This window comes from Rickettsiales endosymbiont of Peranema trichophorum (assembly GCF_004210275.1).
Classification (GTDB): domain Bacteria; phylum Pseudomonadota; class Alphaproteobacteria; order Rickettsiales; family Midichloriaceae; genus RICK02.
Genome location: NZ_SCFA01000041.1, coordinates 19,224 through 45,412, shown reverse-complemented (window position 1 = coordinate 45,412; position 26,189 = coordinate 19,224). Strand labels below are relative to the sequence as shown.

17 protein-coding genes and 1 tRNA gene are annotated in these 26,189 nt (G+C 39.9%); 6 read left to right on the top strand and 12 right to left on the bottom strand.

The features are described from left to right. Positions 1-76 precede the first annotated feature (76 nt). Both EDM53_RS02075 and EDM53_RS02070 read right to left on the bottom strand, forming a co-directional pair. Positions 77-2,689, bottom strand: a complete 2,613-nt coding sequence (locus tag EDM53_RS02075; RefSeq protein WP_130121947.1) for a hypothetical protein — start codon at positions 2,687-2,689, stop codon at positions 77-79. Positions 2,690-2,723: 34 nt separating this feature from the next. Beyond that, on the bottom strand, positions 2,724-3,197 hold the full coding sequence (locus EDM53_RS02070; RefSeq protein WP_165379570.1) for an ankyrin repeat domain-containing protein: 474 nt from the start codon (positions 3,195-3,197) through the stop codon (positions 2,724-2,726). Between the two features lie 426 nt (positions 3,198-3,623). Between EDM53_RS02070 and EDM53_RS02065 the strand changes: the two genes are divergently transcribed. Then, positions 3,624-6,839, top strand: a complete 3,216-nt coding sequence (locus tag EDM53_RS02065) for an AAA domain-containing protein (protein ID WP_207215416.1) — start codon at positions 3,624-3,626, stop codon at positions 6,837-6,839. A gap of 369 nt (positions 6,840-7,208) precedes the next feature. On the opposite strand, the gene EDM53_RS02060 is transcribed toward EDM53_RS02065, so the two are convergent. From EDM53_RS02060 to phaR, 5 genes are all read right to left on the bottom strand, one after another. Further along, positions 7,209-8,135 (bottom strand): TerC/Alx family metal homeostasis membrane protein, encoded by a 927-nt coding sequence (locus EDM53_RS02060; protein WP_130121941.1) that lies wholly within the window; start codon positions 8,133-8,135, stop codon positions 7,209-7,211. A gap of 74 nt (positions 8,136-8,209) precedes the next feature. Next, on the bottom strand, positions 8,210-9,178 hold the full coding sequence (locus tag EDM53_RS02055; RefSeq protein ID WP_207215414.1) for a peptidylprolyl isomerase: 969 nt from the start codon (positions 9,176-9,178) through the stop codon (positions 8,210-8,212). A 28-nt stretch (positions 9,179-9,206) separates the two neighbouring features. Further along, complete coding sequence (locus EDM53_RS02050; protein WP_130121937.1) at positions 9,207-11,435, bottom strand: LPS-assembly protein LptD; 2,229 nt, start codon at positions 11,433-11,435, stop codon at positions 9,207-9,209. A 203-nt stretch (positions 11,436-11,638) separates the two neighbouring features. Then, complete coding sequence (gene hslV / locus EDM53_RS02045; protein ID WP_130121935.1) at positions 11,639-12,193, bottom strand: ATP-dependent protease subunit HslV; 555 nt, start codon at positions 12,191-12,193, stop codon at positions 11,639-11,641. An 8-nt stretch (positions 12,194-12,201) separates the two neighbouring features. Beyond that, positions 12,202-12,696, bottom strand: a complete 495-nt coding sequence (gene phaR / locus EDM53_RS02040; protein WP_207215412.1) for a polyhydroxyalkanoate synthesis repressor PhaR — start codon at positions 12,694-12,696, stop codon at positions 12,202-12,204. A gap of 45 nt (positions 12,697-12,741) precedes the next feature. On the opposite strand from phaR, the gene EDM53_RS06110 reads away from it, so the two are divergent. Beyond that, complete coding sequence (locus tag EDM53_RS06110; RefSeq protein ID WP_165379568.1) at positions 12,742-13,104, top strand: hypothetical protein; 363 nt, start codon at positions 12,742-12,744, stop codon at positions 13,102-13,104. After that, entirely contained in the window at positions 13,037-14,053 is a 1,017-nt protein-coding gene (locus EDM53_RS02035; RefSeq protein ID WP_165379567.1) for an alpha/beta fold hydrolase, read from the top strand. Before EDM53_RS06110 ends, EDM53_RS02035 begins: the two co-directional genes overlap by 68 nt. A 132-nt stretch (positions 14,054-14,185) precedes the next feature. Here the strand turns inward: EDM53_RS02035 and EDM53_RS02030 are convergent, their stop codons facing one another. Next, positions 14,186-15,070 (bottom strand): DMT family transporter, encoded by an 885-nt coding sequence (locus EDM53_RS02030; RefSeq protein ID WP_130121929.1) that lies wholly within the window; start codon positions 15,068-15,070, stop codon positions 14,186-14,188. 3 nt (positions 15,071-15,073) lie between these two features. Continuing rightward, positions 15,074-16,009 (bottom strand): SAM hydrolase/SAM-dependent halogenase family protein, encoded by a 936-nt coding sequence (locus EDM53_RS02025; protein WP_130121927.1) that lies wholly within the window; start codon positions 16,007-16,009, stop codon positions 15,074-15,076. 310 nt (positions 16,010-16,319) lie between these two features. On the opposite strand from EDM53_RS02025, the gene EDM53_RS02020 reads away from it, so the two are divergent. Further along, positions 16,320-16,730, top strand: a complete 411-nt coding sequence (locus EDM53_RS02020; protein ID WP_242507828.1) for a hypothetical protein — start codon at positions 16,320-16,322, stop codon at positions 16,728-16,730. Between the two features lie 41 nt (positions 16,731-16,771). Here the strand turns inward: EDM53_RS02020 and EDM53_RS02015 are convergent, their stop codons facing one another. Together EDM53_RS02015 and typA are read right to left on the bottom strand one after the other, a co-directional pair. Then, positions 16,772-18,001, bottom strand: coding sequence for an FAD-dependent monooxygenase (locus EDM53_RS02015; RefSeq protein ID WP_165379566.1), 1,230 nt, complete (start codon positions 17,999-18,001; stop codon positions 16,772-16,774). Positions 18,002-18,049: 48 nt separating this feature from the next. Next, a complete protein-coding gene (typA, locus tag EDM53_RS02010; protein ID WP_130121923.1) occupies positions 18,050-19,858 on the bottom strand; it encodes a translational GTPase TypA in 1,809 nt (602 codons plus the stop codon). 142 nt (positions 19,859-20,000) lie between these two features. On the opposite strand from typA, the gene EDM53_RS02005 reads away from it, so the two are divergent. Continuing rightward, positions 20,001-22,406 carry a penicillin-binding protein 1A gene (locus EDM53_RS02005; RefSeq protein WP_130121921.1) on the top strand — a complete coding sequence of 802 codons (2,406 nt, stop codon included), beginning with the start codon at positions 20,001-20,003 and terminating at the stop codon, positions 22,404-22,406. A 177-nt stretch (positions 22,407-22,583) separates the two neighbouring features. On the opposite strand, the gene EDM53_RS02000 is transcribed toward EDM53_RS02005, so the two are convergent. Beyond that, a complete protein-coding gene (locus EDM53_RS02000; RefSeq protein ID WP_165379564.1) occupies positions 22,584-25,742 on the bottom strand; it encodes a TrbL/VirB6 family protein in 3,159 nt (1,052 codons plus the stop codon). A gap of 286 nt (positions 25,743-26,028) precedes the next feature. On the opposite strand from EDM53_RS02000, the gene EDM53_RS01995 reads away from it, so the two are divergent. Next, positions 26,029-26,105 (top strand) — tRNA-Val (locus tag EDM53_RS01995). The last annotated feature ends 84 nt before the right edge of the window (positions 26,106-26,189 follow it).

Sequence of the window (26,189 nt, the reverse complement as noted above, 5' to 3'; positions counted from 1 at the left end):
TAAGCGTATTGAAATACGTGCGCAGAGCCGAGTTTCACAAAATCCGTTTTGAATCATTTAAAAATGAGATTTGGTATCACTTATCTCTAGATTGCCTCTTGGTATTGTGGCTGGTTTGAGCTCTAGTACTCCAGCTTTGATCGCTTTTCTTGTGCGCCTCAGCTGATACTCGTCCCTTTTGTAGGCTGCTATTGTCATGTGTCGCAATTGGCTTTTCTTTATTTTGAAACTCTTTGTATTCTTCCCTTAACTTTTCCCCAGTCTTCCGTAACTGGTATACGGCAGTATTCATATCCCGCATGTAAGCAGTTCTAATTTTAGTGTGATCTATCAAATTAGCGTCGCATTCTTTTCGTAGTGTACTGACTGTAGACGCTAACTCACTAGCTTGATCGTATAGCTTTTTGATAGCTTGGTATTTTCGTTGAAGACTTTCCTCTGTTAATCGTTCTGAAGCTGAGATGGTATGAGCTACCCTCTTATCATATAAGGCGTTGAGTTGATCTACTGTTTGTCGATATTCCTGGGTTAATGCACTACCGTAAGTACTTAGTGTTTCCTCTATCTCGCCTAAGTTTCGCAGTATGTAAGCTTTGGAAGCTTTTACCGCTGAAGTAGATGCAACCTTACCAAAATTTCTAGAAACAATGCTAGGTCCACTGGCCAAGAGATTGCGACCTACTTGCCATAAGGTCAAGCCTAAAGCAGCGTTATTGACCATATCGCCTAATAATGGTGCACTGATTGTTTGTTCAAACTTTTGGTGCACATCCCTCCTGTTATTTTGGTGATGACTTTGCTCATCGTGAGCAGTACTGGCAATAGCTAACACATTGTAGTGATTGGTCAGTAGACTTTTTTCTACACCTAAAGTAGTACTTGATGCTATGGATAATGTGCTGCTATGAGCGCCTTGATCAATGACGTGTAGTTGTCTATCATGATTGATAATGCCTTGAGCTCTGTCAACACTGATGGTGAGATCGCTAAAAAATTTGTTATGCGGTAGTCTTTCAAACACTTCAGCTCTTATTGAATAGTAATTTGAATCATCAGTGATCAAATTGTATTTCTTTTCATTGATCTTGTGTTGCAAATTTTGTTTCACATCGGCCATAAGCCCATTTAGTGTCTCCGCTGATATTTTGCTGTGTTGTAATTTGTTGTAAACGTCTTGTAAATCTACATATTCATCTTTAAAGTCTCTAACCAATCGTTTGATTGTGGCTCTATCTTTACGCTTCACATTTTTAAGAGAAGCTTCTAGCGCTCTGAGCAAATCATCCTGACTAAATTTACCTTCCTCATTTATCTTAATATCCGCGTTTTTAGGTCCATTGTCCCGCTGCACAATTTCATCGATAATTGAATTGTCAAAACCAAGCATATCAAAAGCTTGTTTAGCATCACTGATCTTGTAGGGAAGAGGTTCACGAGTGCCACTATCAATGTAGTAGCCGCCCTGATTATTAAGTACCATCCAACTATGAAGCTCTTTGCTATGACTTTCTAAGCAATTTAGAAAGTCCCAAGTTGTAATCTCCCCGCCGTACTGTTTCTTTCTTATCTGCTCCTCTGTTAAATGAAACTCATGGTTCAAATTATACCAAGAGGTCAGGTGCTTGATAAACGCTGTTTGATCTATGGTAGGATCATACTGAGCTGCAACTCTTAAAGCTTGATCAATGCTAGTTGGGGTGTGTTTTGTCGCAATGAACAAAAGTTTGGACTGCAAATCTTGTATATCACTTGCTTCTGTCAGGGCTTTTTCTATGAGTTGATTCTCCTGTGCACATTTAGGACCAATATATAACGGTGTGCTTTCAATGAGTCTAAATAATGTATCAGGATTGACATCAAAACTAGGCTTAACTTGTGACAGTCTTAGCACTTCCTTCTGCCATGTGTCCAAGATATAAGGGACAGCTTTATCATAGTCATAGCGTTCTCCATTTTTATCTCTGTCTGCATAATCTTGTTCAGGGTCTATCTTGTAACTTTTCAGCTGCGATAATGCTAGCTCATCTAGGTAAATGGGTTGAGGTACTAGGTTATTACCTTCTATAATACCGTAAGTCCCTCCATACCGATTATGGCGTCTGACTTCCTGTATAGAATGTAATGCTCTTAGATCCCCCTCTTCTTCCTTAAGAAAACCAGATGCTAAAGCATTTGTTATAGTGCCATCACTATAAAACATTGGATGTTTGTATTGAGTATCTCGTGATCCAATAATTTGCGCAACATCCTCAGTAAAAAGGTCCTGCCGTGATTCTAAATATCTTGTGACCTTGGCTAAATTTATACCAGAGTTATCTAAGTTTGAGGAATTCACTGAAGTTGCCCCAAATATCTTTACCTCTAGCTTTTCGTGTTGATCAAATTTGTTAAAAAACGAGTCCAAGCTTGAAACCTCAACATGCCCATCCACATGTGCAAGTCCGTGTAAATCTTTACCTTTGACATATATAGCGACACATTGCTGCAGATTGTGAGTACCAATTGGATTACTTAGTTTTGTAACAACATATTCACCCTGTTCAACCCTAAGCGCCCCTTCTATCACTGGCAACTGCTCTGATGCAGCATAGCTATCATCTGCTTTTCTAGCCAGTTCTTTAAAACTTTGGCCTTTAATTCTGTTTGCATAGTTTTGCTCCAAAGATTCTCCACCGTTGCTTTGTCTCATAGAATACCAAACAGTATAAATATGTTAGTCAGATCTAATTATGGTGTAATAGATAGTCGTCAATCATACACTTAATCGCGCTGGTTTGGTCATGCATAAAATCCATATCGTATATGATTTCTTTAATCTCCTCGCTAACCTTTACACCACCCTTCAAAAGGATTTCAAGAATATCAGGATGATTGATCGCGTCTAAAACGGGAAACCCATCGTCCTGAATACCACGCATATTTAGTGTATTCACAAGCCATTCAACCAATATAGTGTCATTTGCCCTAACAGCCCACGTTAGCACAATGCCATCACCTATATTTAAATTTGCCCCTTGGCCTAATAAATATTTGATTATTTCCTTCTTATCTTGTCCCGAGGCTGTACCCCGTATAGTGTTTATTATAGGCTCACCTAACAGACAATTTACGTTAGCACCCATTAGGACCGCTTTTTTCACCTCCAGGATGTCACCTCTTGTACATGCTGCGCAAAGCTGATAATCTACTTCTCTCATCATCTCCCCATGAAATTAGAAAATGCTTATGTTACAAAATGTACATATATATCATGTTATCATAATCCGCACTGAACACCAAAAGGTCTCTGCATTTTGAGGATAAATAATATTTTTTGGAGCTACGTGTCGCAGAGAAGGTATAGAGAAGTTAAGAGGCATAATCAGCCCATTCAGAGCAGCGCCCCTTGATTATCCGTCGCTTCTATCTTGCGCTTCTATCTTGCTACTCAGACCATTGCTAAAAATATTATGCAAATCCATTTAAAACATAGTTGATGACACAGGAGGAGCGGAAGTGACAAAGGGGAGGCGGGAGCGATAAGAAAATTTGGTATCATGTGTTGCCCGTATTTTTATTTGTGGTATACACTCACTGCTTTACAACAAAAAGACTACAATAAAGAGAATTTAGAATTGCAACGCATGGAAGGTATACAAACCCATATCGATATCATGAAGTACTGGGAGGGAGTGGAGAGGTTCACCCCTCAAAAGCTGGATGGGAAGAGCATAACCTTTGTGCAATATCAACATAAGATTCCATGGCGGTCGTTAGATAATGGTAACAGTCTGAGTGGTGAAAATCATATTTATACCATATTTTTGGGAATCATTTCTTTTGCCAACATTGCGACACTTGTTGCTCAGATGCTGCAAGATTCTACCTCTTACCAGAACAATAGTGAATTGTCTGATAAAAGCTTTCTTTGCACATTTCAAGTAGACAACAATGGAAAGATATTGAGCGACACCTTTGCTGTACCTGAGTACTTTCTTTCTATTGCATGTCTAGACCAAAAGAATGCATATGCTAAAGAGTGGATAGATTTCATCCCTGTAACACGTCAAAAATTGCAAGATGCTTTCCAGAGCTGGACACAGCAAATCAAAACCAGGACTAATCCTACTGTGTCACTTGCAGATCTACAAGAATTACTAAGTGATATTGTAACAGCTTCAGGCATGGAGACCATTACCAACAGCCTAAGCAATCAAATAGCAATTCTTCAAGGTACCATACCTGCCTCAGCATCTAGATTTAGTTCCAGTCCCCATGAGGCGTATGACAATACTGAAGTAGGTACAATGGAAAACTCCGACCTGAGCATCTTGAGAAGTTTCTACTTGGATGATATTCGCATGGTTTCTAATGCTATGATACGTGAGGATGTAGGCGCAGGCTTGATGAATTACTTGCGTTCCGATTACATTGGTGTCAGACACGATCTTCGCAACGACCTTTCTGCTGTTCAAAGACTATCAGCACCTAGTATGCTATCGCCTGCCAGATGGCCATCCAGTAACAGTACAGCTCTGTCTCTGGCACAGCATGTTGCAGTTAATATTGCAGTTAATACTGCAGTTCGTGATACAGACGGGCTATTTTCAATAAATGGTGCACAATGGGCTGCTAAATCAACATCACAAGCCGAGATTACTGATGCACCAGGTCTATTTTCAATAAATGGTCCACCAGGAACTGGGAAGTCAACATTACTACGCGACATTATTAGTAACGTAGTAACAGCTAGAGCTCAATTACTAGCAGAGCTTCCTAAGCCCCAAGATGCATTTATCTCTTCGCAAACCATAGAGGTTGACAGGTATAAATACAAGGTGTGGACATTACAGCCTCAGTTTTTACGTCATCAGATCGTCATAGCAAGCAGCAACAATTCTGCTGTTGAAAACATCTCAAAAGAGATCCCCCGTTCTTCTGAGGTTGATTCAACATATGGTCTACAGTATTTTGCTGACATAGCTACACAGATTAACGGTGAAAAATCCTGGGGGATAGGAGCTGCAGTTCTTGGAAACAAAAATAATTGCTCCACGTTTTTTGAGAAGCTGTTGATGAAGGGAGATATTGAGCGTATTGGGCTTGAATCTTTTCTTCAAGGTATAAATACTCACTCAACTTGGTTAGAAGTCACCAATAACTTCAAAGATGCTCTCAAAGAGTTTTCAGTTTTAAAAGATGAGCTTCAACATTTTGCAAATCAAGTTGAACAAGTTGACATGTTAAGGGCACAACACAAGGAGCTTAAGGAGAGTGTCAATGGAATTTCAAAACGACTTGAGGAGTATAATGAGAAAATGAGGACTGCTCAAGATACACTTCTTCAAAATCAGATAGCTATTGAGGAAACCATAGCAAAGCTGCGGACCCCCAGACCTTTGTGGTATGTTCTAGTATGTGACATCTTTAAAGAATACACTAAATACCAAGAGTGGTCAGATACTAGATTAGCTGACATGTGGCACATAGGTCGCTTGTTGAAAAGTAACAGAAAACTCAAAGAAAAGCTTTTAGAAATGCATCGGGAGGCATTCAAATTCACGTTTAAATTACGCCCACTTGTAGCAGCACTATCTGATGTCACTGAGCAGTTAAACCATAGCTCCAAAGAAGTTGAAGTAATCAAAAATAAATACGAATGGTATTCTCCGATTCCAACTCAGGAGTTTTGGGGAGGGCAAGACAATGATATACAGCTCTCCTCACCATGGCTGCACAAGCAATTAGAGACAGTAAGAAGCAAAGTTTTTGTAGAAGCGATGAACCTACACTACTCGTTCATCTTACATACAAAGCAAGAGATCCTAAATAACATCAGGTCCATAAGGCAAGCTCTTACCGGAGAGTCAACACGGCAATTCAAACTTTTTATGAAGGATCTATGGTCTACCTTTTTTATGCTTGTACCCTCTGTCTCCACTACATTTGCTTCTTTTAGTAGACTCTTTTCAGGTTTGGAAGAACGAGAATCCATAGGTTGGCTGCTTATTGATGAAGCGGGTCAATCAGCACCTCAAGAAGCTTTGGGAGCAATATATAGGTCTAGAAGAACGATAGTTGTTGGGGATCCACTACAAATTCCACCTGTTGTCGGAATCTCATCAACGATCAACGACCTCCTACTAGAGTACTATAACATAAACAGCGAATGGAGCGTACTTGAGCAGTCTGTACAAACTATATCTGATAGAGCCAACATGTATGGTACATATGTAGGGGACATATGGGTAGGCTGCCCTCTTCGTGTTCATAGACGGTGTATAGACCCGATGTTTACACTTGCAAATCAAATTGCTTACGACAACTTGATGATACAAGGAACATCTTCGATATCTCCAGCCATAGTAGACGTATATCCAAAAACTCAATGGCTCGATGTTCGAGATCAAGATTTTGATGGTCATTGGTCAAGAAAGGAGGGCATGGAGGCACTTCAAATCATCAATGGACTCATTCAAAGAACAGGAACGCTGCCGGATCTGTACATCATATCACCATTCAAATCTGTAGCAGAAAAGATGAGAAAATTACTTCGAAACAGCATTCGAGCACCAGAGGGAATGCTCCAGACAATGCTGACAGAATGGGTTAAAAAGTCCGTTGGAACGGTACACAAATTTCAAGGCAAACAAGCGCAAGCGGTGATACTACTCCTTGGTGGCAACCCTTCCAATACAGGCGCTATCAATTGGGCATCACGGCACCCTAATATACTGAACGTTGCTTTGACCAGAGCCAAGTATCGCTTTATTGTCGTTGGCAATCATAGCATATGGTCTACAAGATCATATTTCTCACTTCTGCCAACGATGATACCAATTATAGAAGCCACCAACTAATACCAACTCTCATTTTTAAATGATTCAAAACGGATTTTGTGAAACTCGGCTCTGCGCACGTATTTCAATACGCTTACGCAGCCTCATCCTCGAATCCATCTACCTTTGACAACAACTTAACATACTACTTTTGCCCGAATTCCTTTCATTAGACCTCTTGCATAACTCATAAATGAGTGAGGAATTTTTAGGAAAAATGCAGGTGAGCACCGCAGCATATCCTATATATGTGAGGAGCGCAGACAAATTTTGACGACAAAATAACCACTCAGAATGAGTTAGGCAAGAGGTCTATTCCAATTAATTTGCGAACAGGCTCCCTTTTAGGATGAAGTACGGTACTTGTCTGCCAATGACAAGAAACATAAGTCAAGTTTTGGAACGTACAAAAAGTGAGAAAAATATCGGTACCAACAAAGACGATACAATAACAAAAAGGGAGAGATATATCGGTATGTGAATACCATGCACAAGTAGTATCATCTTAAGACCAATGAACCCCAAAATAAAGCTGAGTCCGTATTTGATATATACAAAGTTGGTAATCAGTTGGGCAAGTAGTGAGTACATGGAACGCAAACCCAATATCGCAAAGATATTAGACGTAAAAACCACAAATGGATCTTGAGTGATTGCAAATATTGCAGGAATTGAATCCAGTGCAAACACTAGATCTGCTTTTTCAACTAATATCAGTACTACAAATAATGGAGTAAAGAAGTACTTGTTATCCTTGATAATTACAAATTTACTGCCTTGGTATTCGTCCGTGATGTTGAGGTACCGTTTAAGCCACTTCAAAATGATGCTATTTGAGATTGCTTTATCGCTGCCCTCTTTGCTTTCAGAAGCAGAAATCATCTTCCAAGAGCTGAACAACAAAATGATACCAAAAACATAAAAGAGCCACTGAAAGTATTGAATTAAGTAGATACCGCCAGTAATCATGATAAGTCTCATAACGACAGCACCGATAATCCCCCAAAACAAAACTCTGTGCTGAACACTAGGATGAACTTTAAAATGCCCAAAAAGCAGTAAAAACACAAATATGTTGTCTATGCTTAGGGACAGTTCAACCACATATCCTGTAATGAACTCTATTGCCTGTTTACTAGTTCCATAGCAGTACAGCACACCGCAAAAAACAAAAGCTAACAGCAACCATATCAAGGACACACATAAGACCTTTTTAAATCTTGGTTCTTCATCATCTCCATGCAAGACGCGCAGGTCTATAAGTAGCGCAATCACTAAAAATATAAAAAATGCCGCCCACGAGTACACACCAAACATAGCTATTCTTCATCCCCGTTTAAGATTTTCATACTTCTCAGTACATCACCTATACATTACTAATAAGGCTAACCTTATTTTAGGAAATTGATGTAAGCATCTTTTCTTAATTTTATCAAATATGACTTGATCTTTGCATCCATTTTCTGTTGACGCAACATTTCTACAAACTGCTCCTGCTGCCGATCATCGCCTGAACTTTCACTCACCTTTTTGGTCTCAAGAACTTTCATAATGTGAATAGATTCATTTTGAACTATAGGTGTAGAAACTTCACCAACCTCCAGCTTTTCCAACACTTGTCCAAATTCATATGAGAGCTGCCCCAAATTGAACCAACCTATTTCTCCTCCAGTGTCAGCGGTATTCCCTTTTGAAAACTCTTTTGCTATCTTGGAAAAATCAGCGCCTGCATGTATTCTATTGTATAGGTCATCTGCAAAACTCTCCAGATCCTTCATTTTAGATTTATCCGCAACCAATAGTATCTCTGCAAGCTTGACTTCCACATTGTTGCCAGCACCGTATTGCTCAGTCATGCTTTTGAGCTGTTCCAACTCTTTCTTGGATATCGCTACGGTAGGCTCTATTTGCGATTTTAAAATCTTATGCCACACAAGCTGATAATACAGTTGCGTCTCTACCTCCTGTTCTGAAATTCCAGCTTTTTTAATAAATTCTTGAAATTGCGACAAGGTCATATGGTGATTACTTGCTACTTTACCCTTTGCAGCTGACATATCTGCAGGATCAATTTTAATATTAAACCTCTTTGCTTCCCCTTCAAAAAGCCTTTCATCCACTAACATTTGTAAAGCCTGTAGCTTCAAAATATTTATTGTCTTGTCCTCGTATGTTAGGCCAGTTGTCTTTAAGAGGAGATTTACTCTTTTTTGCAGATCAAACTCGGTAATCACATGGCTGTTAACAACTGCAACAATTTCCTGCTTGGCAAAAGCATTTGCGCAGTATGAAAACATTGACGCCGCGATTACTAGAGACATCACCAGCCTTCTGCAATACTGTTTGTTTACAATGGTCACAAAAAATCTCAACATCGATATTGTCATATTAGAATCCTGGTATTTTGAAGTTAACAGCATATGTAGTACTTGGCTTAAGATCTTTAAGCTTTGTGTAATCCTTTTTTACAGTAAAAAGTAAGTGCAGGCAATCCCCAAGATAGTTAAGGTGAAAACCATCTGATATAGTTTTTGATTGGCCTTCAATTTTCTTACCAAGCTTACGTTGAGTACCGACTCCAAACCACCACTTATCATATATATTTCGTGATATACTCGCCACGATATCGCGATTATACACCTTATCTGTACTTTGCAAAAGCCTTTTATGAAGTTGTGTATAATTCACGTTTACAGCCCATTTCTCCAATGCCAATGTACCGTATACGTCATGACGAAGTATTGTGAGGGCGTTTTGGTCTAGCCTCAACTTGTTAGAAAAGTACAAATAATCTTGGTACTGAAGATCAATTCCAATCACATAATTTGAAGATCGTCCAGACAGCCCCGATCTATAACCATATTCTGGATGCCTTTGAAAATTGTACACCTGTCCTACGGTTATTCCCATAGCACTTATTTTTCCACCGCTATACATCCCCTTTAGCCCATAACTCACTTTCGATCCGGTTTCCAGTCTATCAAGCCCTAGAAATTTGTTCGTATCAAAGAGGTTATATGCAGACAATTCAAAAAATTGGCTATCTTCATTGTTAACAGACGACGAAACCTTTTGATTACCAGCAATCGTAATGTTTGTAACTGGCTCAATGATGAATGTACCGCCTCCCATGTTTTTAAATAACGGCCACTTCGCTTCTAGGCTAATACTTGGATACAATCTAGAGGAATCAGCTTTCCTGTAGTATCGTTGGTGAATTCCTAGATTGTCTCGTGTTCGAAGCTGTGTACTTTGATATATATCGCCCCTTAAGCTACTTTTGATCGTCACCACTTTACCAGATCTTAAAACAAATGATGCAAAGTGGCTCAAAGTTGATGACGCCCTCTTATAGCTATTTCCCTCATTTCTACGAAGATCCAACAAATCGCAATCTAAGTTAATGAGGCCATTTGAACCACCGACTAAGTCTTTAGTATAACGCGTTCTAATCCAGGGTAAAACCCTTGGAGTAGTGCTGGGCTTATCATGTGGCCTCAACCCTTGAAAATGTATAGTATCAAGCAACACATAATCTGTCTGTTGTTTATTAACATGGTTAACAAATATGTCAGTGGTCAGCATATCCTGATTGCTGATACTGTACTTCTTCAAGTACGTTTTTGTTGGATCCTTGATTCTTTCGCCTTCTATTCCTAAGAGGGTTTGAGAATCAGAGTGTTGAATTTTAAAAAGCGAACGCACATTTAAATAACCAAGCGTTGTTTTATGATCTTTCAGCTTTTTGCCTTTTTCGTCAATTTTGTGACTCCTTGTGACACTGCCACCGATCTCATACTCTCCAGATTCCAGCAAATGTCTAAAACCTACTTCAAACAGCGGATCAGCACTTGTGTAGACTCTTGTTGATACTTTTGCGTCCATATTTGGAGCTATGTTAATGTAGTATGGTATTTGAACAGAGTTACCCAAAATATTGGACCACTTAAAAGTGGGGGGTAAAAATCCGCTTTTTCTTTTAGCATTTACGGATGGTGTCGAAAGATATGGAGTATAGATGACTGGGACACCAAACAGTTCCAATCTAGCATGTTTGTACTTTATAACCTCTGATTTTCGATCAAGTAACGCCTCTTTTGCACGAATCTCCCACATGGGTACGTTAGGAAAGATGTTACTTGCACACACTTTACACGTGGAATACCTCAGGTTATGAAGCAGAATAGTGTCTTTATCTTTTGCATCCGCACTAGCTGCTGTGATAAGCGTGTTGTTTTGAGTTCTTGCTTTAAAGTTTAAAATACGACCACTGTATAGAACGTTATCAAAATCCACCCTATCAGCAAAGTAAACGTCACCGTTGTCCTTTAAAATTGCTATATGCCCGGTCGCATAGACTCGAGAACTTTTCTTAGCGTATATCAACTCGTCTGCAATCACCGTCTCTTTACCATGTACAAGAACGACGTTTCCTTTCGCTACAGTTGTATCTAACGCTTGATCATAGGACAACTGATCTGCTTCTATCAGTATAGGCTCCTTTCTTTGAATATTCTCAGTGGCACTGATTGCATCGATCACAGATGCGTTCACGACGGTATAACAGAGAAGCAGTGGGCAGCACACGACAAGGCTCTTTGCAGTCTGTGTTATCATCGCTTAAAAGTTTAGAAACGTTGTTTTCAAGTAATCAGAGGATGATATCACAAGCTGATAGAACTATCAAAGTAAAATTGCCACACTCATCATCCCTTGGAAAAGCGAAAATCCAGAGTACCATTCTAGCTCTTTAACGTTTTGGTACCAGTTTTGGTATCAGGGCTGATTGGACGGCTATTGTGACCAACAGAGGCTTATTTTTAATCGCATATCAGCTTCTCCATTGATAGCTCATGATTTGTAAATACGCAAAGATCGCCAGCAATTTTCATCGCTTTTCTGGCAATCGTTTCAGCATTAAGATCATGTATGTCGATCAGAGCACGTGCAGCTGAAAGTGCAAAATTCCCCCCAGAGCCTATTGCTATGATACCGTCTTCGGGTTCCAATACATCACCAGTTCCAGACAGAAGTAATGTAACCTTTTTATCTGCTACGATTAACATTGCCTCTAGTCTTCTTAAATATTTATCGGTCCTCCAATCTTTTGCAAGCTCTACTGCTGCACGTACTAGCTGTTTTGGATACTGCTCCAGCTTATTTTCAAGCCTTTCAAAAAGTGTAAATGCATCCGCAGTAGATCCTGCAAATCCAGCCACTATGTTACCAGATGTCATCTTCCTCACCTTCTTAGCGGTAGACTTCAAGACCGTATTGCCCAAGCTCACCTGACCGTCTCCGATCATGACCAATTCTTGATTCTTTCTAACGCATAGTATAGTAGTCCCGTACCACTTGGCATCCTCGTGTGACATAGATAACCTCATTGATTTGTCGTTTTGTTTGCATCTTTAGATTTTGAGCTTTGCATATTTTTTGTCATTTCTTGCACAAGAGACAAGTGCTCTGCTGTCAGATTTTGAAGCACCTCACTCCAATGCTGATGTATCTCTATGACTGGATTAGACACGATCTTTTGAAATTGTTCAATATGCTCTTGTTGATGATTGAAAGACTTGACGCACTCAGCAATATAGTCGTAAAAGGTTTCAGCCATTTTGTTATCGTACAACATGATGATTTGTTTTAAGCAGCTTGTAGATAACAGCTTATAGCCCTTGGTCTCACACTCTAGTATGATTTGTGTAAGTGTTAATCTGGTCAAATCTTCACCGGTTTTAGCATCAAGCACTTCTATATCGTACCCTCTTTTAATCAGTTCTTTTAACTCATCAAGGGTGATATAGCTGCTACTTGTTAAGCTATAAAGCCTGCGATTTGCATATTTCTTAATGACAAGTTTTTTATTTTCAGACAATATGTCGACCAGTATTAAACTTTAACTTTTCAATCATAATACAAAATGGATTCTAAGGAAAACTCTTTTCACGACTTGTTTCAATCTTGGAACAAGCAAACTGCCGAATTTTTGAAATCTGACTTTTTCAAAGATTCAAAATTTCTAGAGAATGTGCTAGACCAATTTACAAAATTACAGCAAACGATCATTAATACCTATGAAGCCCAGGATCAAAGGGAGTGTGGCACAGGCTCCGACAGCTCTATACGCAACGACCTATATACTGCAATCATCAATATTGCAAACCGCATTAGCGACGTTGAAGCAAGACTGTCCGCACTTGAAGACCAAGCATCTGGTGAGGGAGCTGTCAAGACACGGGGCTCTAGAACTGAATCGACTTCTTCAAGGACTAAACAGATATAATAGCCTCAAGATTACTACGCCCAAGCTTTCAGGAGTCAATGTATGGAGCAACAGCGTAGCAGACTTGTATTGCTATAGAGGGGAATCCACAAGCTTATTGCGCATCCCTCTTCTTTTAGTACCTTCGCATATCAACCGCTCATATATTTTGGATCTGCCAGAGCAGCTAAGCTTCGTTGACAAGTTAAGCTCCTTAGGAATAACAACATATGTTATCGACTGGAAGCAACACGGAGTTGTTCAGAACTTCAATTACTCAAAATATATGCAGGAAGGGATTGGACCGATACTGACATATATCGAAGATCGCGAACAAGAAAAGCCAATAATCGGTGGATATTGTATGGGAGGATTATTTGCTACCGCTGCATCCGTTATTTTTCCTGCACTTATAAGGGGTCTGGTTACGATAGCGACTCCATGGAATTTTCACGGCTCAGGGTTTTTGCTTCCTGTATTTCGTCCCGATCTCTTGAAATACACACTTGATGCCCTAAAGCATTTTGCAAATATACCGGGAAATCTTCTAAAATTGATATTTTATGCAGCTCACTTTGATGACATAAACCGAAAATACATCGAATTCTCAACCAATACAAATAACGGCAAGTTTGGTATCATTGAGCACTGGGTACACGACAATGTTGACCTTTCTGCTGCGCTGTTTTTAGAATCAATCGATCAGCTTTTCGTTCAAAATCAAACAGCAAACAAGACATGGAGTATGTGCGACAGGATCATAGACCCATCGCAGATTACTCAACCATCGTTATGCGCAATTGCAAGAAACGATAAAATAGTACCTGTAAGTGTCAGTCTCTTGCTGCCTACATTACTGAAAAGATCTACGATTATTGAAAAACAGTCTGGGCATCTTGGCATGATAACGAGCCAAAGACACTGCATTGCTCAAAATATCGCGGAATGGATCAGGGCTACTTTTCGATAGGATAGCTATTGCTCTATCCAAATTAGATATTGATAGCTCCAAATGCTCTATGGGAAGTTCTTACTCTCATTCCGTTCCCTCTGCAACCCATTCTTTACCTCACTTCTGACACATCTTTATATCAAATCGGGGTTAATTATCTATAGTCCCAGCCCCTTTGTATTTGAAGTATCCCTCATAAGTTACTACCATTGTTGAGGTTAATATAACTACAGAACCAATTAAAGTAGTAGTGGTCGGTATCTCTTGGAAGATAAAATAGCCGAATGTCGCTGACACCACAATTTCTGTATAACGGAATGGAGCCAAAGCTGAAATGTCTAAAGATGAGAATGCCTGTAACAGACATAATAATATTAAGTTGCCTGTGATCCCAAGAATCCCTAATAACAGAACAGTTAGACAAGTTGGAGTCACCCAATAATATACTGTTGGTAAGATTGCCAATGTACAGACTGTTAGTTCAGAAAAAAACATGAGGTCTACTTTAGATTGGGACTTCACAAGATATTTGTTAATAATATCCAGAATTGCGAATAAAAATGCACTGATCAAAAGTACAATACAGGATACATCAAGCTGCATATCCTCATTATGTACCACAATAAACGTCCCTGCAAAGCCCACGCATGTCGCCATGATCTTGATAGCACTTAACTTTTCTTTTAAAAAGATGTTTGCAAAGATCAAAACAAAGAAGGGTATAGTAAAGTTAATTGCAGTAGCAGTGGTAATATTCACATATTTTAGCCCTTCACACCAAATGACCATTCCTACAAATAGTATCGTTCCTCTGAGTAGATGTACTAGCAATGTCATAGGGTTGTGAGTAGCTGCAATCGTACGCTTTAGATAAAATGGAAGCAGCAGGATTGATCCAAATAAGAATCTAAAGAATATAATCTCGTATGCGCTTATACCTGTCCCTACGTATTTCATGATCACATCGTTGGTGTTATCCAGTATTAGACTGCCAATAAACCATAAAATGCCTACTATATACTGATAATTACACATATGCTATTCTCTCCCGATGGTGATTTTGGTATAAGGACTGCATTCAATATTATTATCGCTCATAAAATTCCCCATATTTGTACCGAGGGATAAAGCATCGTAGTTATTTATAAATAAAAATTGCTCTTTAAATCCAACGTTACCAAACGTTTTTGCGTACCTTAGTCTTCCTGCAAACACTTTATTATCACGATACTGTATAGTGATGAGGTACTGACTTTCATACATCAGTCCATATTCCCTAATAAGATGTGCATCAATATTTGTCCAAATGTTACCATAAGCGTCATAACTTTTAATGATCCCATTCAGAATGTCACCATTGATTTCTGGTCGTTTTATACCAAAAGTTGTGTCGATACTTTCAATATATTCACCAAACGAACACATCTTGTAATCACTAAGTATTAATCTCGCAGCTACCTTAGCATATAGCTCTTTTCCAGATGAAGTATAATTACCACATAGACTCAAGCCGGATCGCTCCAAGTCTATTTGTACAATACTATCTATACCTTGTTTCTGAGCCACAAGTGACAACACACCGTTGTCAGGCCCAACAAAATATTGTTCTTGCTTAGTTCTCAAAATCAACGAGTGTTGACCTGTACCTACACCAGGGTCTACCACCGCTACGAACACCACCTGTGGGCCCCAAGAGGAAGCAACTTGCTCTAATCTACAAGCAGCCTCCCATACGTCAAATTTTCTGATGTTGTGGGTTACATCCTCCAGTCTTATCGAGTCATCAACTGAGGCAACCACGCCTCTCATCTCACTTGCAGTTGCATCTACAAGACCAAAGTCTGTTAGAAAAAGTAGCAGAGGAGTCTTTCTTTCTTTCTTTCCAGCTTTTATAACAGCTTCCTGAATTACATTTGTGCATATATTTTTACTTGTTGTTATCAAAGTGCACACCAATCTATCAATCATTCTCATATTGTCAACTTTTTCTATCAAAAGAATATGAGTTGCGTTGCTCTTCTACAGAGAATAACATTTACACGTCACTTCACAAACTAGGCTCGTGCAGGTCTCTTGCTGCGATTAATCTGTGGATAAGCTCTCACTTCAGAAAAAACTTGCTTAAGCTGCAGTTATGTTGTACCGTGGCGCCGACGATTAAAAGTGGTCAACGCCCTTCTACGTTCTGTTGACACTGCCTTTTCGTGTATGCATTTGATGCAGTAGTAAAACGTTTCCGTTTGAAATAGCATTTGTACTTAACTTTAAAAAAAGCGAGTTTTTTGTGAAACAAATTTTCAAAACAACATCTATTGTTATTGCCTCCTGTATGCTCACATGTTGTGCAACGCTTATTTCTGGTACTAGTCAAAATATCAGCGTAAAAGTTGTCGACTCTTCCACTAATGAAAATCTTGCGGACGTCAAGTGTACAGTTACAGACGGTAAGGGATTAACATACGTATTAAATACCAACCCAGGGCATATCCTTGTACATAAAGGAAACGGGCCGTTGCATCCGGACTGTAGGAAAGAGGGCTATGTCCAAAAAAGCTTTGGTATGGGTGATAGCTTTAATGCTGTTACAATAGCCAACGTATTATTTTGGCCTGGTTTTATAGTAGATGCAGCAAGTGGTGCCATGAAAGATTATCCTTCGCACATGACTATTATCATGGAACGTAAAAAGCAGTAAAGTGAAACGATGATGTGGGAAGCCAAGTATAATCAAGAGAACTAACAGGACATAGCGTACTTCAAAATCCATTGCTTCATTTGTTGCATGTCGTTCAGATGCTTCAATCCTAAGGTTCGTAGTGCGATTAACACAGGCAATGTACTTGCAAATAGCATATTGACGTTATGTGTACACTCTATCATCAGTTGATTATCTGATGCACGGAGCGATTCGTACCTTTGAAGCATTATACTTGAGCCCACATCTAATCCTAGCCTTAACTGCTCTGCAATGAGGTTGACCAGCGCATCAACATCTCTCAACCCTAGATTTAAACCCTGACCGGTAATTGGATGAATCGAATGAGCAGCGTCCCCAACTAATGCGCACCTATGAGCAATATACCTTTTCGCATGCACTAGCTGCAATGGAAAAACTTTAATATTGCTTAGTAAACTAAGTGTACCCAACTGTGGACCAAAAAGCTGCTTGATCAATTCAAATAATTGAAAATTTGGCAAGCCATAAACCTGATCGTACTTTTCCTCGTCAACAACCCAAACGATCGAAGACTCTCTTTGAATATGCTTTGGCAATATCGCAAAAGCTCCATGCTTCAAAAACTTTTCGCAGGCCGTGAATCTGTGTGACTTTTCATGCAATATATCACAGATAACAGCATATTGACCATAATCAAAAGAATAGGTAGGAATTTGATAATGCTGACGTATCCATGATCTTTTGCCATCTGCAGCTATGATCAGCTTTACAGTCAGTAACAGCTCTTGCTGGGCCGAGTCCTCCAAGCTTAAGTTGACAGCATGTGGTGTGACTTCGATTCTCTTCATAGTCACAGCACTCATTATGCAAATTTTGTCGTCTGATAAAACCTTGCTTGCCAGTTTTTCTAGCAGAATTCTTTCTTCAAGCATCACACCAAATTGCTTATGACCAACATCTGATGGATCGAGCTCCAAAACAACCTCAGGGGATTCCTGTGACACCCTGATATGCTTGATCGGAGCGGCTTCATTGTCAAATTTTAGCCCACATCTTTCGTACATATTTAAAGAGCCCTGAGCAATCGCAAATAGTCTCGATGGTTCATTTATCTGCTGGTCTCTCCCTACCTTACTTAAAGAGATATCGCGTACTCTTTGCTTGATACAAAGCTCATCCAACAATAATACTCTGAGATTTAAAGCAGTGAGGCGCATTGCGACCGTAAGACCAACGTAGCTTGCGCCCACTATGGCCACATCATAGCTATTAGAACCTTGCGCTGCCATCACCCATTTTTATTGTCATTTACAAAGCATAAAAAAATATAGCAATGCTTAGCTATTTTTCTTTCTGTCGTTTGGAGATAAATAGCGCTTTCTCAATCTGATGCTTTTAGGGGTCACCTCGATTAGCTCATCGTCCTCAATGTAGGAGATGGCTTCCTCAAGTGTAAGCTCTTTATGTGGTGTCAACAGTATGTTTTCATCGCTACCAGAAGCTCTCATGTTCGTCAACTTCTTGCCTCGTACCGCATTGACATCAAGATCGTTGCTTCTGTTATGCTCTCCCACGACCATACCTTCGTACACCTTCGTTTTGGGAGCAACAAACATCATGCCACGCTCTTTTAAGTTCCATAACGCATAGGCAGTAGTTTCCCCGGCACAATTTGATATCAAGACTCCGTTACCACGCTTTTCAATGTCTCCTTTGTATGGCTCGTACCTCAAAAAGATTTTGCTTAGTACGCCAGTTCCTCTTGTATCATTTCTAAATTCTGCTTGATAACCAATAAGACCACGCGAAGGAATGTGAAATACCAATCGCAGCTTATTTCCAGAACTAGGTTTGATCTCCATCAAGTCCCCCTTGCGCCTTAAGAGCTTTTCTACTATCACACTGTTGTATTCCTCATCTACGTCGATGATTACCTCCTCGATCGGCTCTAGTACATTGCCAGAGTCGTCTTTTCTCAGCAGTACCCGCGGACGTGATACCGAAAGCTCAAAGCCCTCACGACGCATACTTTCTATCAATATACCTAGCTGTAATTCTCCACGTCCTCCAACTTCAAAGCTCTCACCCTTTCCACCTGCTGCACTCAAGGCAATCGCGACATTCACTTCCGCTTCGCGTTGAAGACGTTCCAATATCATTCTGGATGTCACTTTTGATCCTTCCTGGCCAGCAAGAGGAGAATCGTTAACACCTATCGTGATCGCCATCGTCGGAGGATCTATAGGAGTACTAGCAATAGGCGTACTGATATCTGCACTACATATCGTATCAGAGACAGAAGCCTTACCTAAACCTGCGATAGCTATAATGTCTCCAGCTCTTATAACGTCAATCGGAGTTCTGTCTATTCCCTTAAATCCAAACAACTTTGTTAACTTTGATGTTTCTACAAGCTCACCACGTAGATTGATAGCTTTTACACCATCATTAACTTGAGCTTCTCCAGAATATACCTTTCCTATCAATATTCTACCTACATAGGAGTCATAGTTCAGTATGGTTGCTAACATCGAAAAGCCTTTGATATCGTGTACGCTTGGTGATGGTACATGCTTTATAATAATCTCAAACAACGGACCTAAATCGACACCCTTCTCCTCTAGCTTTGGAGTTGCCCAACCGTCTCTACCAACTGCGTATAATATTGGAAAATCCAATTGTCGTTCATTTGCACCTAAAGCTACAAACAGATCAAACACCTCATTAATCACCTCCTCTACTCTACTATCGCTTCTGTCCACCTTATTAATGATTACTATGGGACACAAGCCGAGTTGCAGAGCCTTGTTTAATACAAACTTTGTTTGCGGCATGGGACCTTCGGAGGAATCAACCAAAAGAAGCGCACCATCGACCATAGATAAGACCCTTTCAACTTCACCACCAAAATCAGCGTGTCCAGGAGTATCAATGATGTTCAGTTTGTAATCACCGTATGTGATTGACGTACATTTCGCCACGATCGTTATACCACGCTCTCGCTCAAGCTCATTTGAGTCCATCAATCGATCGGCTACCTGCTGATTTTCCCTGAAAGTACCGCTTTGTTTTAACATGTTATCTATCAGGGTTGTTTTTCCGTGATCAACGTGTGCTATAATCGCTAAATTTCTTATGTTACTCATCGTGTCTTAGTTATCTCTCATTGTCATTAGTAGAAGCATATTATCTTGTGCTATTGGCTTTTTCTCGATATAATGCTGACAGATTCCTCCAACTCACACGCGGAAGTTTTCTCCCGTTGTATGTTCCTATAGCATTTCGCCGATGTTTCAAAAAGTCAAAAAAATAGCACGCTTTTGGTTTTGTTTTTTTACTGTTTTGTTTGTTATAACGCTTTTTACAACATTACAAGTACTGTACCATTATAGCAAAGATCTCCCGGATTACAAACATCTTGAAGAGTATGATCCACCAACTGTCACAAGATTATACACATTAGACGGTAAAATTCTTGATGAGTTTGCTGTAGAAAACAGGATTTACACGAAATACAGCGATATACCTCCAATGCTAGTCAAAGCATTCATTGCAGCAGAAGATCAAAATTTTCTGAAACATGAAGGAATAGACATACAGGGAATTATCAGAGCCTGTCTTATTAACATTTTGAACGTTGGCAAGCAAAAAAATCCTGCTGGCGGTTCTACGATTACTCAGCAAGTCGTTAAGAACTTCCTACTTAGCAATGAGAGAACGATCTCGCGCAAGATCAAAGAGGCAATTTTAGCATACAGAATAAGCAGGATATACTCCAAAGAAAGAATACTGGAGCTTTACTTAAATCAAATATATATGGGTAACCACTCTTACGGAATCGCCTCAGCCGCTTTGAATTATTTTAACAAAAAGCTCAGCGATTTGACACTAGACGAAGTTGCAGTGCTTGCTGCGATTCCTAAATCGCCTTCAACAATTAACCCGATCAAGGGATATGCAAGAACTGTAGCTCGTAGAAATTGGGTACTGCAAAGAATGTATGATGAGCAGTACATTACTCAAGAAGAGTACGAAAAGGCAAAACAGCTGCCAATAACTTTAAAAGAGAGACATACCGTATCATTTTTTAAAGCCGACTACTATTCCGAAACCGTCAGGCAAGAGTTGATAGAACGATTTGGAGAGGATGCTGTCTATCAGGACGGCTTGCAAGTGTATACCAATGTAGACGAAAAGCTACAAAGCTTAGCAACTCGCACCCTACAGGAAGGGTTATTACAATACGATAAAAAACATGGATGGCGCGGTCCTCTAGGTCGTATAGACCTTCCAAAAAATCCAGATACTGACAAAAGCTGGGTTGAAGCATTGTTGAGATTTTCTACACCTCCAGATATTGAACCATTTCAAGTTGGAGTAGCGTTGAAAGTCACTGACAATGCTGCAAAGATTGCTGTAGTACAAGATAACAATAATGTGTCATATGGCTCTATTAAGCTTTCCACTTTATCATGGGCAAGAAAAAATCTAAATGACCAGACGCTTGGAAAAACAGTTTCATCTGTAAGGGAAGTAATAAAAATAGGTGATGTCATAGCTGTAAGAGCAACCTCACAACCTGATGAATTTTTGCTGGAACAGATTCCAGATGTGAACGGGGCGCTAGTGGTCCTTGAGACTGTTTCAGGCAAAGTGCTAGCCGAAGTAGGTGGTTATAGTTTTAAGAAAAGCAGATTCAACAGAGTGACGCAAGCCCGAAGACAACCTGGCTCTGCTTTTAAAAGCTTCGTCTACTTGGCGGCCTTAGAGCAGGGGATACCACCTAATACAATTTTAGAGGACTCACCGATAGAAATAGAGCAAGGTTATGGACTACCAATTTGGAAACCAAAAAACATTGACAACAAATATTTGGGTCCAATCACATTTCGTCAGGCCTTAGAACGATCAAGAAATCTACCGACCATTAGATTATTGTTAACACTTGGACTAGAACCGGTCACAGAGCTTGCAGAAAGGTTAGGCATTTATACGGATGCAGCTCTTAAACGCTCAACTTATTCCATTGCACTTGGTGCGTTTGAGACAACAGTGCTTAACATAGCAAATGCATATAACATTATTGCAAGCGGTGGCAAGAGGGTTCAACCACACTTTATAGACAGAGTATATGATAGAAGAGGTAATTTGATATATTCTACAAAGACCAAAAATGTGAAGTACCTGGAAGATGAGACTCTACAAACACCACCACTGTTAGCAGACGCATATGACCAAGTTATAGAGCCTGAGGTTAACTATCAACTCTTATCAATATTACAAGGGGCTGTGTTGCGAGGAACTGGAGCCAGGGCAAGAGCACTAAATATGCCTATAGCAGGCAAGACAGGCACGACGAATGACAGTTGCGACAGTTGGTTCATTGGATTTAACCCAAACATATTAGTAGCAGTGTATGTGGGCTTTGACGTACCTAGAACTCTAGGTCAAAAAGAGAGTGGCGCGACTCTAGCTCTTCCAATCTTTGTGAATTTTATGCAAAATGCCTCCAAACACTTCGACAAAAGAGAATTTGACATACCAAATGGTGTCACCTTTGTAAATGTCGACTACAACACGGGGGAGCTTGTGCAGGATGAGAACCACACCGGTCGACATGTACGTGATGTGTTTGTCCAAAAAGCACCTACAGACGATACGATTAACCAAATCTTTGACACGGTATTGGAATAATACCAAGTTTCAGATTAAATCAGGCAAATGGATTTGAGGATGAGGCTGCGTAAGCGTATTGAAATACGTGCGCAGAGCCGAGTTTCACAAAATCCGTTTTGAATCATTTAAAAATGAGAATTGGAATAACAAGATTAACGAGATCAAGGGTACTGTTCATATCGCCATTTCGTTATTTCATCGCATTCCGATTTGTTTCTTTATACTCTTTTCAATAGGTGCCTGCATTGCTTGCGCACCAGCTGCAGCTGTTGCGATTCTAATAGGATTGCCTGTCACCATCATACCTGCCACTAATGTTATAAATTGCGTGAACCTAAACATGCCGTATACGATCAAGAAAAATGTGATGGAGCCGCATACCGACCCCATAGGGGCTAAAAAACTTGTAGAAGCAGACGGAGGAAGATGAGATATCATCATTAACCGCCATACTGGAATCAAACATTGATCGACATGCGCTAGTGGTCGTAGATCTATGTACAAGAAGCAAAATTTACAGACGGTGAACCTTAGTATTGTATACAATAAAAAAATTAAACAAACGTTAAACAACATCACTGATGTCATCAACATCATAGGCTGGAGAACAAAAGATACAAGCTGCTTCCACCACTGCTCAAAAAAGCTTTTGGTATTCTCAAACAGCATAAATATAATAAAAATTGGACCAGCGATTATAAGAAATGACAGCATGATCAAGGAGTACAAGTAAATTACGGCTACTTTAGCCATTGTGATCATGTATATCAGTAAGGTCAGTGCTAGGATAATGGTGACAAAGAACCCTAATAAGCTTGAAAAAAGCAATCCACAGATCTTCCTCCATATGATAGGGTCAGTCATTTGTGAAAATGGACCATCAAAAAGCCTAAATATCAAAGCAGGCTCTTTGACAAGTTCGGCTTCGGTTACCATGAGTAGCTCAGTTGAACTAGCGCTTGCCATTAAGCCAATCATTGCTAGCCCCCCTTTAACTAGCATGTCAACCAAGTATCCACCAAAAAATTCCCAACTATTTGGAGAAATCAAGGCAACGACTATACTAACTTTTATTAATCTCATGATTGTTTCTTTGTGATCCAAATTGACCAGTCCAAGAACAACAGATGCTCCTAATAAACAAAAATAGAAGACCAAGAGCGTCTTCACGATTGTAATAAATTGGTGATTTGCAACTACCCTGACGAATACTTTTTCAACAACTCCTGTAGTATTGTCACTACCTAAAAGTGTGTCGTACACATATTTCACAACTGTAATCATAGGGCCAGTAATTCGTCTAAGAACTACCCCCACATCTGCTCTTTTCATGACAAGATTATAATGCCCAAAGCGATTTCCAGGTCCCGTGTACATTTCTTTGATTTCATCTGGAGCATTTGGTGGAGGAGTAATAGACTTGATCTTTAAAAAGATATACCCATCCTTAGGCCCAGTCTTAGTGCCAATCTTACTTGACGCAATCACTAGATCCTTGCCTTTGGTCAATACTTCTCCTGGAACGGCCTGCCAGTCGGTAGTTCCGGCTGCCTCCGACTTATCCAATTCTTGCCTACTTACCTCCACTGTATAATACACTTCCTCACCGTTTACTCTAGGACATCCGCCCCAATCCACAGCTAAATTAAATCCACCTATCTGTTGATTGCTCTGTATACCGCTGTGTCTAAAAGCTAATGGTGTCCTTGTAGAGCTAAAATTTTGAAGTACTCCGCTATATATGTATCTAGGATACCCCAAGTCATCCAGGACAAAGCAATTAGGATCCTGAACATAGTCTTGGTCACAACCCGCTATTATATTACCGTCATTGTCAGTCTTTTTGACTATAACACGGTCTGTGTCGGTTATACCACCTCTTAAACCATGCCAGTACTTCCAATCAGAACCTGGTTGTGGAACCGCTGATGTTGTGATAAATACATTTGGTGGAATTCTTGCATCTTCTCCACAAATTTCTTCGTATTCTTGTTTTGAATTGAACGTGTCGCTAGATACTCCACCTCTCGACAATGCCTGTGGTTTCAGTATGTGCAACTTACTGCTTTCATAAAAGGCTTTGCTACAATATTGTTGTGTCTCCTTTACATATAGATTTGAGTAGGGCCACATTTTCTTTGCAACAGACTCGTTCACTATACATTTAGCAAAGTTATTACGTGTCTGCCATGTTGGATCGCGTGGTGGCTGCCCATCTCGCGAATACGCACCAGCATTGAAGCAATACTCCGCCAACTTAACTTTGTCTTGCAAATTCTTGTAATTGGTCGTCAAGCAATGAGATATCGCATCATTACATTCTTTTTTTGCCCCTTCTGTTGTACATAAATCGTTGGGGAAGTCACTCAAAGCGCCGCAGTAATTCCAGCGTATTTTGACTCGTTCTCCATCTTTCACAAAACAGGACATTGGAATCCCTAACGTCACGATCTCAGTGGGATCATTCGCATAGTATTCCCCATTCCACATGATCGAAAGTTCGTCTCCATCTGCTACCCATATACCAGTATTTGTGAATGACTTATTTCTGGCACTCCATTTGCATGGACCATTGACACTATTATACAGCTCTCTGTATTCATCTGGATAATGAGAACTTAAAGGTCCATAGGTACCATCCGTACTCCACAATTTTTTGTTGCTTAAACTTTGCCATTCTTGATTATTGAGATCACTTAAACATTGGTGCTGATACTTACTGGACCAACGCCCTTGAGGTTGCTTAGTACTATTCCAAAATGCCTCAATATTGTTACTAGCACTTCCAGTAACAACTGGATTAGGTTCGGGAGATGGGGGTGGACTTGGCTCAGTCAATCCATCTTCCTTTGGATGTGGAAAAGCAAATATTGGAGTTAGCTGAACATTTTTTTTACCACACAAATACACCTTATTGTCTTGAGTATCTCCTGCAACATATAGCTTCAGTTTGTCACCATTATGAACGATCATGGTACTTTGATATATGTTGTCCAGCACTGAGTTTTGATCTTCACATTTTACAAGAGTTGTGATGGGGCCAAGTATTTTCCTCTTACCATCTGTGGTGCCGTCTGGATTCTTTCCTTCAGCCAACAAAGTGCTCGTAAAGCTCTTACCTTTCTGACATGCGCTCATGCAGTCGGTGATAACATTAGCATTTAGTTCTTCGTTGTATTTGTCTTTTCTAGAAAAGCTTCCACATTCTTCTTCGCATCTCTTTTGACACTCTCCGTTTATAGGTGTCAGCGTTATGTGTTCAGCGCCATCATCTCCAAATTGATCACCCAAAATACAATCAGAATAAATTGTCCCGGAGAGTCCTGCAGATGGCAAGCACACTATAGAAAGCATGCAACAAACGTATATGACTGGCTGAAGTTTAAATAGCCTAATCATGTCTAGAAATATTATTGCCTATAAATATAGAGTAAGCGTGAACAAAAGTTTATACAACAAGAAATGTCATTGGCGCCTTTCCCCATTTTATCTGTTATATGGTTGTCGTTCCGGCCTTTACTCTTTCTACTTTTGGCGCGTGATACCAATTCTTGAAATAAATCCTCAATCACTATCACCTTATTTCTTGATTTATTGTAGTCGCTATGGCAAAATCAGTCCGTTTTGGTATGCAAACAATAGGCGGTTAGCTCAGGTGGTTAGAGCGCTACGTTGACATCGTAGAGGTCGTTGGTTCGAGTCCAATACTGCCTACCAACTACATTATTTCGAGCGGTATGTACAAGGTTAATAAATGTTCACCTTTTATTTCAATAATATGTAAAATGTGATATCATCCGC